The sequence below is a fragment of the Gluconacetobacter entanii genome (assembly GCF_013155425.1).
Classification (GTDB): domain Bacteria; phylum Pseudomonadota; class Alphaproteobacteria; order Acetobacterales; family Acetobacteraceae; genus Novacetimonas; species Novacetimonas entanii.
Genome location: NZ_JABJWD010000029.1, coordinates 1 through 15,129 on the forward strand (window position 1 = coordinate 1; position 15,129 = coordinate 15,129).

General features: G+C 62.6%; 17 protein-coding genes and 1 tRNA gene. 8 read left to right on the top strand and 10 right to left on the bottom strand.

Annotated elements, in window-relative coordinates; all coding sequences use genetic code 11:
* Window positions 1–2: 2 nt before the first annotated feature.
* The 3 genes from HNH97_RS05870 to HNH97_RS05880 form a co-directional block, all read right to left on the bottom strand.
* On the bottom strand, window positions 3–314 hold the full coding sequence (locus HNH97_RS05870) for a hypothetical protein (protein WP_265176006.1): 312 nt from the start codon (window positions 312–314) through the stop codon (window positions 3–5).
* Entirely contained in the window at window positions 315–500 is a 186-nt protein-coding gene (locus HNH97_RS05875; protein ID WP_171790221.1) for a hypothetical protein, read from the bottom strand.
* Window positions 501–746: 246 nt separating this feature from the next.
* Complete coding sequence (locus HNH97_RS05880) at window positions 747–1,250, bottom strand: RrF2 family transcriptional regulator (protein WP_110914370.1); 504 nt, start codon at window positions 1,248–1,250, stop codon at window positions 747–749.
* A 778-nt stretch (window positions 1,251–2,028) separates the two neighbouring features.
* Here HNH97_RS05880 and HNH97_RS05885 point away from each other — a divergent pair.
* Window positions 2,029–3,117, top strand: a complete 1,089-nt coding sequence (locus HNH97_RS05885) for a sulfotransferase family protein (protein ID WP_171790222.1) — start codon at window positions 2,029–2,031, stop codon at window positions 3,115–3,117.
* Between the two features lie 412 nt (window positions 3,118–3,529).
* Here HNH97_RS05885 and HNH97_RS05890 read toward each other — a convergent pair.
* Window positions 3,530–3,615 (bottom strand) — tRNA-Tyr (locus HNH97_RS05890).
* Between the two features lie 107 nt (window positions 3,616–3,722).
* Here HNH97_RS05890 and rlmB point away from each other — a divergent pair.
* From rlmB to HNH97_RS05925, 7 genes are all read left to right on the top strand, one after another.
* Window positions 3,723–4,601 carry a 23S rRNA (guanosine(2251)-2'-O)-methyltransferase RlmB gene (gene rlmB, locus HNH97_RS05895; RefSeq protein WP_171790223.1) on the top strand — a complete coding sequence of 293 codons (879 nt, stop codon included), beginning with the start codon at window positions 3,723–3,725 and terminating at the stop codon, window positions 4,599–4,601.
* A gap of 140 nt (window positions 4,602–4,741) precedes the next feature.
* The gene (locus HNH97_RS05900; RefSeq protein WP_171790224.1) at window positions 4,742–5,092 is read left to right on the top strand and encodes a RidA family protein; all 351 of its coding nucleotides are present in this window, start codon (window positions 4,742–4,744) and stop codon (window positions 5,090–5,092) included.
* A 221-nt stretch (window positions 5,093–5,313) separates the two neighbouring features.
* A complete protein-coding gene (locus tag HNH97_RS05905) occupies window positions 5,314–6,330 on the top strand; it encodes an SDR family oxidoreductase (RefSeq protein WP_244949334.1) in 1,017 nt (338 codons plus the stop codon).
* Window positions 6,331–6,719: 389 nt separating this feature from the next.
* Entirely contained in the window at window positions 6,720–6,857 is a 138-nt protein-coding gene (locus HNH97_RS05910) for a hypothetical protein (RefSeq protein ID WP_167400391.1), read from the top strand.
* A 121-nt stretch (window positions 6,858–6,978) separates the two neighbouring features.
* Window positions 6,979–7,413 (top strand): CHRD domain-containing protein, encoded by a 435-nt coding sequence (locus HNH97_RS05915; protein WP_227744264.1) that lies wholly within the window; start codon window positions 6,979–6,981, stop codon window positions 7,411–7,413.
* A gap of 338 nt (window positions 7,414–7,751) precedes the next feature.
* Entirely contained in the window at window positions 7,752–8,210 is a 459-nt protein-coding gene (locus HNH97_RS05920) for a hypothetical protein (RefSeq protein WP_227744265.1), read from the top strand.
* An 88-nt stretch (window positions 8,211–8,298) separates the two neighbouring features.
* Window positions 8,299–9,195, top strand: coding sequence for a LysR family transcriptional regulator (locus tag HNH97_RS05925; protein WP_110914374.1), 897 nt, complete (start codon window positions 8,299–8,301; stop codon window positions 9,193–9,195).
* A gap of 290 nt (window positions 9,196–9,485) precedes the next feature.
* Here the strand turns inward: HNH97_RS05925 and amaB are convergent, their stop codons facing one another.
* The 6 genes from amaB to HNH97_RS05955 all read right to left on the bottom strand — a co-directional run bounded on the left by amaB (window position 9,486) and on the right by HNH97_RS05955 (window position 14,957).
* Entirely contained in the window at window positions 9,486–11,000 is a 1,515-nt protein-coding gene (gene amaB, locus HNH97_RS05930) for an L-piperidine-6-carboxylate dehydrogenase (protein WP_171790225.1), read from the bottom strand.
* A 47-nt stretch (window positions 11,001–11,047) separates the two neighbouring features.
* Window positions 11,048–12,334, bottom strand: coding sequence for an NAD(P)/FAD-dependent oxidoreductase (locus tag HNH97_RS05935; protein WP_171790226.1), 1,287 nt, complete (start codon window positions 12,332–12,334; stop codon window positions 11,048–11,050).
* 132 nt (window positions 12,335–12,466) lie between these two features.
* Window positions 12,467–13,375, bottom strand: a complete 909-nt coding sequence (locus HNH97_RS05940) for a DMT family transporter (protein ID WP_171790227.1) — start codon at window positions 13,373–13,375, stop codon at window positions 12,467–12,469.
* A gap of 138 nt (window positions 13,376–13,513) precedes the next feature.
* On the bottom strand, window positions 13,514–13,852 hold the full coding sequence (locus HNH97_RS05945; protein WP_110914384.1) for a carboxymuconolactone decarboxylase family protein: 339 nt from the start codon (window positions 13,850–13,852) through the stop codon (window positions 13,514–13,516).
* Window positions 13,853–13,857: 5 nt separating this feature from the next.
* The gene (locus tag HNH97_RS05950; RefSeq protein WP_171790228.1) at window positions 13,858–14,463 is read right to left on the bottom strand and encodes a TetR/AcrR family transcriptional regulator; all 606 of its coding nucleotides are present in this window, start codon (window positions 14,461–14,463) and stop codon (window positions 13,858–13,860) included.
* A gap of 293 nt (window positions 14,464–14,756) precedes the next feature.
* Window positions 14,757–14,957 carry a hypothetical protein gene (locus HNH97_RS05955; RefSeq protein WP_171790229.1) on the bottom strand — a complete coding sequence of 67 codons (201 nt, stop codon included), beginning with the start codon at window positions 14,955–14,957 and terminating at the stop codon, window positions 14,757–14,759.
* Window positions 14,958–15,129: the final 172 nt, after the last annotated feature.

Below are 15,129 nucleotides of genomic sequence, written 5' to 3' on the forward strand. Positions count from 1 at the left end.
CCTTATGGGGCTTCCTGCACGGGGGGAGACTGCGGCGGTGTGGGCGTGCGTGGCGTGGCCGGCAGGCGGGGCAGTGGATGGGTGGGATGGGACGGCAGGGGTTCCGTCCGGCGGTCATAGGGCTGTGTCCGTTCCAGCGCGGAGGGGGAATTGTCCCCCGGTCGGTCCACGCTGCTGTCGTTGGGGTGTTTTTGCGCCCATGCCTGCGGCGCACCCGTCAGCAGGGGCAGGCAGGACAGCAGTGCGATGGCGGTGGGAATGCGCGACATGGCGTAATATCCCGCAAAGGGGGAAGGGATGGATGTGGCATGCACTCAGTCATCCGGCGGGCAGGGCGGGTTTGACCCATCGGTACATACAACCCTTGACCCCTGCGGGACGACGACAACGGTATGGTTGTGGGTTTCCCCATCCCCACATCCCGCAAGCGGCAGGATCACGGCCAGCGACAGGAGGAAAAGCATGGCAGGCACGGCCTGTTTCTTGCGCGTCCACGTCATTGACCGAATTCCTGATCCTGTTGCAGGCTGTCTGTCAGGAATATCGCATGGCGCGCGCAACAGTTCCCGTCCCGCACGGCGCGGGCAGCGGCTGTGCAATGATCCCACAGGCCCACCCATGGGACATTGGAAAATCCAAAGAAGTTTTTGGTGAAGCTTTTTCAAAAGCTTCTGAAGAATACCGCCTTTTCAGAAAAAAGGCGGTATCCGGAAAAATCATTCAAAAGCCATGTCGGAATATGCGTTTCAGGCGAAGGTGGGCCTTCTGTCATATGCCTCGTACTCATGATCGTGCACCCTCTGCCCCGGCGTGGTGGCAGGCAGAAGCATCTGCAGGGTCTGGATCAGTTTCGGATGGGTCATGACATCGGCCAGCGTACGCTGGTCAAGTACATTCATGAACGCGGCCAGTGCCTCGCCCATCAGGCCCTGCAACCGGCACACCCCGGCCAGTCGGCATGAGCTTTTTTCCTGATTGCATGAGACGATCGCCATGTCTTCTTCCGTATAGCGCACGATATCCCCGATGCGGATGTCCTTTGGCGCGCGTGCCAGCAGCAGTCCGCCATTACGTCCGCGCTTGGTCATGATGAACCCGCCACGGCCAAGCTTGTGCACCACCTTGACCAGATGGTTCTCGGAAATATTGTACGTATGCGCAATGTCACGGATGGAGACACGGGTTTCCGGCCGCGCCCCAAGATAGAGCAGCGCACGCAATGCGTAGTCGGTATAAAGGGTCAGACGCATTGTAATATTACCATCTTTATTTGATAAAATTGGTATAAGGGCGATTGATGCAGTCTATTCTGCAAAAGAGTTACTATCTTTTAAGTTCACCAATATACCGTATGGCAAAAGATATCCTGACGCACCTACCAGAAATGGTAGGTGGAAAGGGATAATCCCCTGCCTATTTACTTAAAAACATAATTACATAAATAAATTATGGGAACCTGTCCCGCATGCCCGTGCCGGGAAATGCCCGGGCGGGCTGCTGCCTTACTGGCCAGCCGGGGCGGGGCCTGTCCTTGCGCGCCGGTCATCGCATACATGCAGGATCGGCATTTATTGTGGCGACAATATGGGGTGCCATGGCAGCCTTGACGGAATCCGTCACGCAGGCACTGTGGGGTGGGACGGTTCATGTAAAACCGTGATACTTCTCGGATTTGTTATCGTAATTTAATGTAACGATTTTAACTCGCGGTCTGGTGGCCGCATATATCCGGCATGGGATGAATTTTCTTCCATCTGTTTGTTGTAGAACAATAAATATACATGCAATCGAAAACGGACGTTACATGGCGCCGGTTGCCGGACTGGCTGTAGGAACAGTTTTTGTCAATTATTGTAACACATTAGCCGGGTATCGTTTCTGTTAAGAATTGATAACGCGCATTTTGTTTCATATACGTCATTGCAGGGTAAAAAAAGGATCGGGGACTGTGGATACACTTGTCCATGAATAGGTCCCAAGTCCGCAGGCAAGAGATACCTTCATGCGTGTTTCGGTTTCCTTGTGGCCATGAACGCAACCTCATCATGCAGTGATCCGGCATGGCAGGAGGCATGGGACGCCGTCATGCCCACCCTGTCGAAAAAGGATCGCATCCTGTTGCCGGTGGGACAGTGGCCCCGTGCCGACGTGGCGGAGATGCGGACATACCGCTATGTCATAGAGGTTGGCGACGCCACGGTCCTGTTCCTGTACAAGGGGCGTCTGTCGGGTATTCCGCGCGGCGTCCTGAAACGGATCCATGACACCTGGCGTCCGATTTTCGCCAACGCGGTGTTTGTCTGTTTCCGGCGCAGCATGTGGCGGCCCGGCTTCCTGAACTGGAAGCGGGAGAAGGAGCGGAGTTCGGCGCATTACGGCCCGGTCCGGGAGTTCCTGGATTCACGAAAGCTCAGGCGGTGCAGGACCACGACCTTTTTCGTGCATATCCCCAAGACAGCGGGCACCACCGTGTGGGAGGCCGTGGGAAATCACGTCGCGGCCAAGCTGTATTGTGAAAATCACGAACCGTTTGAACGCCATCCCCCCCAATCGGCTGATTTCGACCTGATCGGCGGCCATGTCTCGCTGCCGATCATGGCGCGTGTGGCGGCACCACAGGACCGTTTTGCTGCTGTGCTGCGTGATCCTGTCGATCGTTTCCGCTCTGCGTTCCTGCATTGCCGGCGTGCGCATGAGGACCCGAAAACCTTTACCAAGGCGATGCGCCTGATGCGGGAACGGCCCCTGGTGGAATTCCTGCGCGATCCCGGCGCGCCGATGGAAATCTGCCAGCAGACGATCATGCTGGGGTTCGCGTTCGACCGGGTCTATGTCCCGGAAGTGGAGCAGGAGATTTTTGACCGTGCCTGTGCCGCGGTGGAGCAGGAGGGGAATCTTTTCGCTACGACACGTGGCGTTGCACGGTTTGTCCAGACATTGCGCGCGAAGCTGCATGTGGTGACGTCGAAGGAGACGCTGGGTATCCGCAATGCCTGCAACCCCACGGAGCAGGCCCGTGATATCGAGGAATTCGAGGACTCCCTGCCGCAGATCCGCACCATGATCGCAATGGAACAGGAATTGTACGACCGCGTGGCCAGACGCGAAGCCCGGTAAGCCTGCTGGAAAAGGCAGCCCGGAACATGCTGAAATTATAAAAGTTTTTGGTGAAGCTTTTGACCTGAAAAGCTTCAAAGAGCGCCGCCCTGTTGAGATCAAAAGGCGACGCCCAAAAACTTTTGTAACTGTTTATCAATGGGTTATTTCCAAACGGACCCCAATTTTCCTGACCTGTCGCACGATGGGCCGACAGAAAGGGCGGTGTCCCATCCCATTCGACAGCGGCCTGCTGTCTGTCAGCATGCCGATTCTTTCCATACCCGCTCCCCACCTATTTCATACCCGCTCCATACCCGCTATTTGCTGGTACTGGATGAGACAAAAAGGGAACAATCGAGACGGAAAAAACACAAAAAACGCCGGAAAACCAGCGTTTTGCGACAGATTGGTGATGTGTGGAAAAGGTAGCTGGTGGAGGGAGTTGGATTCGAACCAACGTAGGCGTACGCCAGCGGATTTACAGTCCGCCCCCTTTAGCCACTCGGGCATCCCTCCGGGTTGACGGGGTGATAATCATTCGGTGCCGGGGTGTCAATGCCTGCAACCAAAAAGCTGCAAGAATTACGGATGACGCGCGGGCCGCTTATGCCTAAAACCGCACCATGAACATGCGTCCTTCCCGTCGTCGTCCGGGCCGTCCCGTGGGGTCGGCCGATTCGTCCCCCACTACTGCCGCGCCGTCGCCACGCGGGCGCAGGCCCGCACCCGATCGTGGACCCTCCGACCGGGGCGGGGCGGAACGTGGCCGGGCGGAGGTCGCGCCCCGTGGCACGTGCTGGCTGTATGGCACGCACGCGGTCATGGCGGCGCTGTCGAATCCGCGTCGCCGCCTGCGTCAACTCCTGACCACGGCGGAGGCCCAGGCCGCGCTGGGGGAGCGTATGGGCGGCCGCCTGCCGATCCAGCCACAGCGGGTCGATCGCGTGCGCATCGACGCCATCTGCGGCCGTGACGCCGTGCATCAGGGAATCGCGCTGCTGGCGGACCTGCTGGAGACGCCCGCGCTGGAGGATATCGTCGAACGTCCCGGCCCGGTCCTGCTGCTGGATCAGGTGACGGACCCGCGCAACATTGGCGCGATCCTGCGTTCGGCGGCGGCATTCGGGGCGGCGGCGGTGATCGTGCAGGACCGCAACGCACCGGAGGAGACCGGCGCGCTGGCCAAGGCCGCGTCCGGCGCGCTGGAGGTCGTGCCGCTGGTGCGGGTGGTCAACCTGTCGCGCACGATCGACGCGCTGAAATCCCATGGCATGTGGACGGTGGGGCTGGATGCGGGGGGCGGTATCCTTGATGGCGCGTCCTTCCGGCAGCGGCGCGTCGCCCTTGTACTGGGGGCGGAGGGCGCGGGCCTGCGCCGCCTGACACGCGAACATTGTGACGAGATCGCGGGCCTTGCGATGACGGGCGACATGGAAAGCCTCAACGTCTCCAACGCTGCCGCCGTTGCCCTGTATGAAATGTCGCGCCCGCGCGGGGCATAGAATCAGGTTTCGTAATAACCTGTTGATAAAATTAAAAGTTTTGGGTGCCGCCTTTTTCCAAAAAGACGGCGTTCTTCGAAGCTTTTTTCCAAAAAGCTTCACCAAAAACCTTTGTTCGTAAAAGTTAAGGAGGACACCACATGTCGATCAAACGCCTGCAACCTGAAACGCGCCTGACCGGGGCGGTTGTGCATAACGGCCTGGTCCACCTTGCCGGACAGGTCGCCGATGACCCCACCGCCGATGCCGAAGGGCAGACCGCCGATATCCTGCGCCAGGTCGATGCCCTGCTGGCAGAGGCCGGGACCGACAAAAGTCGCCTGATCTCCATGCAGATCTTCCTTGCGGACATGGGCGACATGGCGGCGATGAACCGGGCATGGGATGCGTGGCTGGACACGGCGAACAAGCCCGCCCGCGCCACGGTGGAGGCCCGACTGGCGGACCCGCGCTGGCGCGTGGAAATGACTGGCATCGCGGCGCTGCCGTAAAGAACACTTCATACTAATACATTGATAAGTAACAAAAGTTTTTGGTGAAGCTTTTTTCAAAAAGCTTCAGAAGACGCCGCCTTTTTAGATCAAAAGGCGACACCCAAAAAACTTTTGAATGAGGCGTGCAATGCTCGTCTGACATATTACGGGGGCAACCCGTCATGGCCGTGCCTGTTATGGATGTTGTGAGCGCGCAACAGCAGCAGGAGAACACCATCATGGCCGATGACATCGGAACGCCCCCGTCCTCCCGCCGGACCGTCCTGCAGGGGATGGCGGCGGGACTTGTGACCGCTGCGGCGGTGGCCCCCCATGATGCGGGGGCGGCGTCCGCGCCCGCAACGGACACGGCCGCCCCCCTGGTCAATCCCGAAACCCGCTATCCCCGGCCGCCTTTCCCGCGCCAGTCGCAGCCATGGCCCGGCCTTGCGGGGAAGATGGACCCGCGCCCCGACCATGGGGAGAAATCCTATCGCGGGTCGGGTCGGCTTGCGGGGCGCAAGGCGCTGATTACCGGGGGCGATTCGGGCATCGGGCGGGCAGCGGCCATTGCCTATGCGCGTGAGGGGGCAGATGTCGCCATCGCCTACCTCCCGCAGGAGGAACCCGATGCGAAGGAGGTCATCGACCTGATCCGTGCGGCCGGGCGCAAGGCCATTGCCATCCCCGGCGACCTGCGTGACGAACAGTATTGCAAGGACCTCGTGGCGAAGGCGCATGCGGAGCTTGGCGGCCTCGATATCCTCGTCAGCAACGCGGGGCGGCAGGTGCATCAGGCGTCGATCGTCGATATCACCACCGAACAGTTTGACGAGACGTTCCGCACCAACATCTATGCCCTGTTCTTTCTGGCGCGTGCGGCGGTGCCGCTGATGCCGCCGGGCAGTGCGATCATCGCCACCGCGTCGGTCAATGCCTTCAGCCCATCGGAAATCCTGCTGGATTATTCCGCGACGAAGGGGGCGATCGTGGCCCTGGTCAAATCGCTGGCCAAGCAGATGGTGCCCAAGGGGATCCGTGTGAACGCCGTCGCCCCCGGCCCGTTCTGGACCGCATTGCAGGTCAGCGGCGGGCAGACGCAGGACCATATCCACCAGTTCGGGGCCGAAACGCCCATGGGCCGCGCGGGACAGCCTGCCGAACTGGCCCCGGTCTATGTGCTCCTTGCCTCGGCGGAGGCAAGCTACATCACCGGACAGGTCTATGCCGCCTCAGGTGGCACCGGCGTGGGCTGAAGAAAACGGATAAAAGTTTTTGGTGAAGCTTTTTCCCAAAAAGCTTCGAAGAACGCCGCCTTTTTGAAAAAAGGTGGCGCCCTAAAACCTTTATGACTTATCAGGCCATTATTCCCCGGACCTTGGTGCCGGGGGGCTTTTCCTTTGCCCCGCGTGCTGGCAAACAGGGGGCATGCGTTATGTCTTCATGATCTGTGCGATGCTGCTGGCGGCGTTCTTCTGCTACATGGTGCTCGACATGGCGATGCAGACGGGCAATGACGTCGCCAATTCGCACCCGTGGTAAGGGGCGCGGCCATGCTGCTGCACAAAAGTAACATTCCAGCCATCTTTTGATCACAGCCGCCATCCATCCTCAGGCCATCGACCCTTGATGGTGGGATATGGCGATGAACATGTACGCGGTGGCGATGGTGCTGATGGTGGGCACGGCGGCGGGATTCGGCCTGTGCCGCGCCCATGGGTGGCGGGGATGGATGACGCGCGAACTCGCGGCGCTGGAACGCGGGCGGCCGCTGGATATCTGATTGCGGCGGGGTCGCCCGCGGGCCGCCTGTTTTCCGGTTGCACGGGACGCGTTTTTTGCATCTGATGACGCATGCGCAAAATACGGGCGCGCCCGTGCCCATGCCAGAGGATACTGCCCTGATGTTCCGTCCTTCCATCCTGCCCATGCTGGGCCTTGGCTGTGCTGTCGCCGTGGCCACCGTTGCCCCGGCGCAGGCCCGCAGCGTGCATATCTCGGGGCAGTTCGCCACCGAACATGGCGCGACCACCACGCCCGGCGGCGGGGTGACGGCGTGGCTGAACCCCAAGACGAACCTTGTCACCTATACGATGAAATGGACGGGGCTGAGTGGGAAGGTCACCGCGATCCATTTCCATGGCCCCGCAGCCCCCGGGCAGGAGGCCGACGTGCTGGCCCCGGTGGGCGGGCCGTATGTGTCGCCGCTGCGTGGTTCGGTGCTGCTGTCGTCGGAGCAGGCGCGGGCGCTGATGGCGGGGCAGGTCTATGTCAACCTGCACACCGATGCCTATCCCAATGGGGAAGCCCGCGCGCAGCTTGCGGCCGAGCCCCGGTGACGCCGGTGTGTGGTTAAGGTAACAACCTGATAAGGAACGATAAAACTTTCCGGACGTCACCTTTTTGAAAAAAGGTGACGCCTTTTGACGCTTCCTGGGAAAGTTCCCCCAAAAACTTTTATGGTTTTCAGTACGTTACCTGATGTGGCTTTTCAAACAGCCTTCGGGGTGCATGGAGGGGAGGAGGGCATAATCCGCTTCGCGTTTCCTTAATTACATGTATGATATTTCAAATCCGCATGCCTCAGGCCGGAGGACCCATTTTGCGTGCCTGTTTCCGTTCCGGTGGCCCATCGATTGAAACGGTCGGGCGACATCGTGTGAAGAAGGAGTTTACGTTGCGTCTTGCATATGTCGCCGCCCTTTCGGCCGTTGTCGCCCTGCCTGTCGCTTTTGCCGCCCCCGTGCATGCCGCATATGCCGCCGATGCGCTTGGTGAACACACGGGGGAAATCACGTTCGCCATTTCCGCCGCCGACCTTGGCGCGGGCATGTCCTGGGGGAAGGGGGTGCTGACCTTCCAGGGGCATACCTACAATTTCGGGATTCGCGGTGGCTCCGGCGCTGCCATCGGCTTTTCAAAGATGCATGCGCAGGGCACGGTCTTCAACCTCTACCGCGCGCAGGATCTGGAGGGGACGTACTGGTCCGTGCAGGGGGAGGCCACGGTCGGCGCGGGCACGGGGGCTGCGGTCATGGAAAACAACAATGGCGTGCGCATCAAGTTCACGTCGCATACGACGGGCGCGCGGCTTGCCTTCTCGGTGGAGCGCCTGACCATCAAGCTCAGGGAATGATCCTGCCATGGCGCGCCGCGTGACGGATGCGCGGCGATGCCATATCATCTGCGCCGGATGTTCCCTGCTGTAACATGGTGATGGCGACGTGGCGCTGGCTCGACGTTTTCTTCCCTCGATTTCGCTGCTCTGCTCGTTCGAGGCCGCGGCCCGGCACCAGAACTTCACCACGGCCGCAACGGAACTGCACCTGACGCAGAGCGCCATCAGCCGCCATATCCGCGCGCTGGAGGGGCAACTGGGCGCGGAACTGTTCATCCGCGAACGCCAGACCGTGCGCCTGACGATGGCGGGGGAGACCTATGCCCGCGAAATCCGCGAGGCGCTGAAACATATCTCCACCGCGACCCTTGGCTTTCGCGCTAGCCCCAGCGGCGGCACCTTCAACCTTGCGGTGCTGCCCACCTTTGGCGCGCGCTGGATGGCGCCGCGCGTGCCCGCGTTTGGCGCGCTGTATCCCGAGATCACCATCAACCTGTTCACCCGCCCCACCCCGTTCGAATTCGCGGCGGAGACGCTGGACGCGGCCATCCATTACGGCCTGCCCGACTGGCCGGGGGCGGAGATGGAATTCCTGATGCATGAACAGGTCGTGCCGGCGTGCAGTGCCGACATGGCGGCGCGGTTCCGGTTCCACACCCCGGCGGACCTGCTGCGCGCGCCGCTGCTGCACCTGGTCTCGCGGCCCGATGCGTGGGAACGCTGGTTCCATGCGCATCATGTCGATGCGTGCCAGATCCATGGCATGCTGTGCGATCAGTTCGCGACCATCACGCAGGCGGCGCGCGCAGGCGCGGGGCTGGCGCTGCTGCCGCGCTTCCTGATTGCGGAGGAGCTGGAGCGCGGCGAACTGCACGAAGTCGCCCCGCCCGCACCGCATATGGCGGAGGAGGCCTATTACCTCGTCTGGCCCGTCAACCGCGCACGCTATGCGCCGCTGGTGGCGTTTCGGGAGTGGATCCGCACGGCTGTTTCCGGCGTGTAGCGCAGTCGGCGGATGGACCATCCGGGCTCTGCCCGGACCCGGCAGGGAGCGTGCTCCCTGCACCCTGATCTGTTTATCAAAGTCATGGTTTCCAAAGGGTAATACCCTTTGGTGGGGGTTCGGGGGCAAAGCCCCTGAATATGCACCGCAGTTGGCGTGTGAAACACCCGGGCTCTGCCCCGACCCGGCAGGGAGCATGCTCCCTGCACCCTGATTCGTTTAAAAGTCATGGTTTCCAAAGGGCAATGCCCTTTGGCGGGGTGCAGGGGCAGCGCCCCTGCGGAGTAGTATCAGCCGACGTCGAACTTCACGCCCTGCGCCAGCGGCAGGGTGCGGCCATAATTGATGGTGTTCGTCTGGCGGCGCATATAGCCGCGCCACGCGTCGGAGCCGGATTCGCGGCCACCGCCGGTTTCCTTTTCCCCACCGAACGCCCCGCCGATTTCCGCGCCGGACGGCCCGATATTGACGTTGGCGATGCCGCAGTCGGACCCGGCGGCGGACAGGAACTGCTCCACTTCCAGAAGGTTGGTGCCAAAGATGGAGGAGGACAGGCCCTGCGGCACGTCGTTCTGCAGCGCGATGGCCTGATCCAGGTCGGTGTATTTCAGGACATACAGGATCGGGGCAAAGGTTTCCTCCACCACCGGGCCGGTCTGCGCGGGCATTTCCACCAGTGCCGGGCGGACATAGAACGAACCCGTGCCGTTGACGTCCACGCGTTCGCCGCCATGGATGGTGCCACCGGCGGCCTTTGCGGCCTTCAGGCTGTCCTGCATCGCGTTGAACGCGGCCTCGTCAATCAGGGGGCCGACCAGCGCCTCGCTGCTGACGGGGCAACCGACGGAGATGTTGGCGTATACCTGCTTCAGCTTGCCGACCAGCGTGTCATACACGCTTTCATGCACGATCAGGCGACGCAGCGTGGTGCAGCGCTGTCCCGCCGTGCCCATCGCGCCGAACGCCACCGCGCGCAGCGTCAGGTCCAGATCTGCCGACGGCGTGACGATGGAGGCATTGTTGCCGCCAAGTTCAAGGATGGAGCGGCCAAAGCGGCGCGCCACACGTTCGCCGACGATGCGGCCCATGCGGGTGGACCCGGTGGCGGAAATGACGGGCACGCGCCTGTCATCGACCAGCTTCTGCCCGATCGCGCCATCACCGATGATCAGCGCGGACAGGCCGGCCGGCGCGTCTGCGTCGAACTGGCGCACGGCCTCGTCAAACAGGGCGTGGGTGGCAAGCGCGGTCAGCGGGGTCTTTTCCGACGGCTTCCAGATGCACGGGTCGCCACAGACCAGCGCCAGCGCCGCGTTCCACGACCACACGGCCACGGGGAAGTTGAAGGCGGAGATGATGCCGACGACGCCCGCGGGATGCCACTGCTCGATCAGGCGGTGTTCGGGGCGTTCGGACTGGATCGTCAGGCCGTAAAGCTGGCGCGACAGGCCCACGGCAAAGTCGCAGATGTCGATCATTTCCTGCACTTCGCCCAGCCCTTCGGACAGGACCTTGCCCGCCTCGAACGACACCAGGCGGCCCAGCGCCTCCTTGTTGTCACGCAGGACATTGCCAAGGATGCGCACCAGTTCGCCACGGCGCGGCGCGGGCACCCTGCGCCATGCGACGAAGGCGTCGGTCGCGCGGGCGATCACGCCGTCAACGGCGTCGGCGGAAATGGTGGGAACGCGCGCGATTTCCTCCCCCGTGATGGGGGTGCGCACGACCAGGTCGCCGCCGGTATAGGCATCACGCGCGACGCCCAGCTTTTCCAGAAGGGCATGTACGTCGGATACGATGGTCATATGTCTTCCTGTTCTTCAGTCCTGTAGGGCGATGGGCGTGGGCTGCGTCACAGCCATGCCGTGCCGGCGTGGGCGATGGCGGAGCCCACGTTATAGAAGGCCTCCCGCGCGGGACGGGTGCGCACCGGCAGCACCGGCGCCAGCGGCAGCGGCATGTCGGCAATCCCGATCGTCCCGCATACCAGTTCCGCCAGCACCCGGCCAAACACCGTCCCCGGGGAGATCCCGCGCCCGTTATAGCCGCTGATGGACACTACATTAGGGGCAAGCCGGTGGAAACGGGGAACCGCATCGGTGGTCATGCCGATGCTGCCGTACCATTCGGTTTCAAAGGGTTCGTCCTTCAACTGCGGATAGATCCGCGCCAGCGCCCGGCGGCCCCATGCGTGGTGGATGCGCCGCCCCGCACGGTCCAGCGCGCCGACACTGCCGATGATCATCCGTCCCGCCTGGTCCAGCCGGAAGGAGGTCAGGATTTCCTTGGTATCCCACGCCCCCTGCTTTTTCGGCAGGATCGTTTCCAGCACATGCGGCGGCAGGGGGCGGGTGGCAAGGTTGAAATACGGCAGGTGCACCAGTTCGGCGCGCAGTTCGGGCCACATGTTGGTGGTATAGGCATTGGTCGCCACGATCACCCAGCGCGCGCGCACCGACCCGCCGCCACTGGTGCGCAGGTGCCACCACTCGCCCGCCTGCTGCGCGCCCGTGACACAGGTGCCGGTATGGATCTGCACCCCGGCCCCGATCGCCGCGCGCGCCAGGCCACGGGCATAGGCCAGTGGCTGGATCGTGCCCGCGCGTTCATCCAGCAGCGCCCCGGCATAGACCGTGCTGCCGATATGGCGCGCGGCCTCCCCCGCATCCATCAGGCGCACCGGCGCGCCCAGCGCCTGCCACTGGCGTTCGCGTTCGCGCAGGTTCTCCAGCCCCGACTGCCCCACCGCGCAATGCAGCGTGCCGGTGGGTTCGGCCTCGCACGCGATGTCGTGTTTTGCGATCAGGTCGAACACCTCACGCGGGCCATTGCCCAGCAGGTCGAGCACGCGGCGGCCCATCGTCGCCCCCAGCGTCGTCAGCAGGTCTTCGGGCATGACCCACAGGCCCGCATTCACCAGGCCGACATTGCGCCCCGACCCGCCAAAGCCGATCTCGTTGGCCTCCAGGATCGCGACACTGCGCGACTGCTGCGCCAGATGCAGGCCCGCCGACATCCCGGTATAGCCGCTGCCGATGATGGCGACATCGACATCCACATGCCCCCGCAGCGCCGTGGTGGGCGGCGCGGGCGGGGCGGTTACTTCCCAAAGTCCATGGCTGCGCGGATCGTTGTGCATGCACCTTTTCCTGTCACGTTCCCCTGCGAAAGGGGCGGGATATGTCGTGTGGAAGGTATTTTCGATCGCATCCGGTGCAAAACAATATTCGGAACTGGGGTCATTCCGATCCGGAATGACCTGCGGGTGCGATCATTCCCCGCCGGGGGGCATCCGCCCCACCGGGGCGCGGCCCAGCGTATTGGCAAGGAACACGCCGAGCATCACCACCACACCGCCCAGCAGGGTGCGTGCCTCGGGCACTTCATGCACCAGTGCAAAGGATTCCAGCAGCGTGACCGGCGGCAGCAGGTACAGCAGCCCCGCCGCACGCGCGACGCCCATCTGCCCCACCACCCACGTCCATGCCGCATAGCCGACAAAGGCCGGCAGCACCGCAAGCTGCACCACGCCCAGCATGTTGGGCGTGGACATGCGCGGCAGCGTCGCCAGCGCCTGCGGCAGCCATGGCAGCAGCACGAGGCCGCCGACGATCAGCACATAGGCCGTGGTCGCCATCGCGCCATAGGTCGGGATCAGGCGTTTCTGCAAGGTGGTGTAAAGCGCGCTGCACAGCGCCGCGCCAAGGATGAGCGTCGTGCCCGAACCAAAGGACAGGCCCCCCGGTTCGCCGCCGGCGATGGTGACGACGCCGGCAAAGCTGATGAGCGATCCGGCCCATCCCCATGCCGTAAGCCGTTCGCCCATCACCGCCACGGCGATGATGGCGGCCATCAGGGGGGAGGAACTGATCAGCAGGCTCGACGCCCCGGCGGAGACGCTGACCTCCCCGGTGTTGAACAGCACGTTGTACAGGCTGATGCCGATCCCCCCGCAGGCGAGGAAGCGCGGGATGTCGCGCGCACGCGGCAGGGGCGCGCGTTCATACAGCAGCCACCCCACCGACAGCACGGCTGCCAGCGCATACCGCAGCGCCGCCAGCGGCACGGGGCCGATGTCGTGCATCACGACCCGGACGATGGGATAGGCGCTGCCCCATGACAGCAGGGCCACGGCGGCCCACAGGGCAACCAGTCGGGGATGGGCAGGGCGTGTGGTCATGGCGACATGGGATATGCCCGCGCATGGCGGCAGGCAACCGAATAAAAGTTCTTGGTGAAGCTTTTTCCAAAAAGCTTCGAAAGATGCCGCCTTTTTGGAAAAAGGCGGCACCCCAAAACTTTTATCCGTTGTCCGGGCCTACTTTTTCAGCGCATCCACCGCGTCCAGCACGCGCGCGGAATAGACAAGGGCCGCGCCCGCGTTCATCGCCACGGCCACGCCCAGCGCCTCGGCAATTTCCTCCCGCGTGGCGCCGGCCTTCACCGCCTCGGCCGAATGGACGGTGATGCAGCCATCGCAGCGCGTCGTCGCAGCCACCGCAAGGGCGATCAGCTCGCGCGTCTTTGCATCCAGGTGCCCGGTCTTCGCCCCGGCCTCGCCCGCCGCGACAACGGCCTCGACCGTGCCGGGCGACAGGGTGGCGACCTTGCCGAATCCCTTGGCAAGCTGGTCGCGATAGGTGTTCCAGTCCATCATCATGGTCATGTCTTCCTGTGGTGATCGGGTGGCCCCGCCCGCATGGCGTCAGGCAGGAAATCGTGAAGCACGTCGTCGCAGGCCATGTCCGGCACGCTGTTCCCAAGGCCCCATGCCAGCAGGCTTGTCCCCTCGTGCAGCGAGACGAACCGCCGTGCGAGCACGGACGCGGGCAGGTCGCCGCGCAGCGTGCCCGCCGCGATCCCGTCCGCCATGACGGCGGTGAGCCAGTCGAGATGCAGGCGGAAAAACGCTGCCGTATGGCGCCGCATCGAAAGTGGCAGGCTGTCGCGCTGCGCCGCAAGGGCCGCGCATAGTGGCAGCATGCCCGCCATGGCGCTGTCGCTGAAGAAACCGGCAAAGGCGCGCAACCGGGCCGGGGCGTCGGGATACGTGCGGCGCACGGCCGACAGTTCGGCGGTGAAGCGGTGCAGGTAGTCCTCGATAACCGCGCATCCCAAAGCTTCCTTGGTGGGGAAATGATGGTGGACACTCGCCTTGCGGATGCCCGCCGCCTGCGCCAGATCCGCAAAGCTGAAGGCCGCATAGCCGCGCGTGCGGATCAGCTCCTCGGCCCGTTGCATCAGGATGCGGCGCGTACCGTGCTCCATGCAGGCAGCCTACCGACCCGAAGGTAGGGAGGGGAACTCACTTTCCCGTGGCCCTTTCCCCGGTGCGAGGCACACCCCGGGCGGCCTGCTCCGATCCCTGCACCCTGATCCGTTTAAGAAGTCGTGGTTTCCAAAGGCCCGCGACCTTTGGTGGGGGTTCGGGGGCAAGGCCCCTGAATGTGCGAGGCCGCTGGCGCAGGGAACATCCGGGCGGCCTGATCCCGTCCCGGTGGGCCGGATGTCAGGATATCCGTAAATATCCTGACATGAACGGGGCCTGAAAAATGATCTGGTTAGCGTTGGTTATAAATGAGCGCGGAGAGAAGGTTGCCATTTCCAACAATATTGGAACTTGCATCCAGTGTCCGGTTCAGGATCTTGTCGTAATTCCCGATAACGATGCCATTCTGGCCCTTTGCAAGTACACGGTCGCCCATGTCGTCGATATATCCAATAACCCTGTTGCTGGAATCTCGTACTACTTCTGTGGCCATTGTTATATTTCTTCCCTAAATGCCTGAATATCAAATAATCATAATGAAAATTCGCAATCAGTAATAATGTTAAAACCCCATGCCTAACACTACAGTTGCATTTTGTGTCGTGAGTGAGCGCGGATAGCACTGGCCTGATGCGTTCGTCGAAAGACGGACCATCTGAGGATGT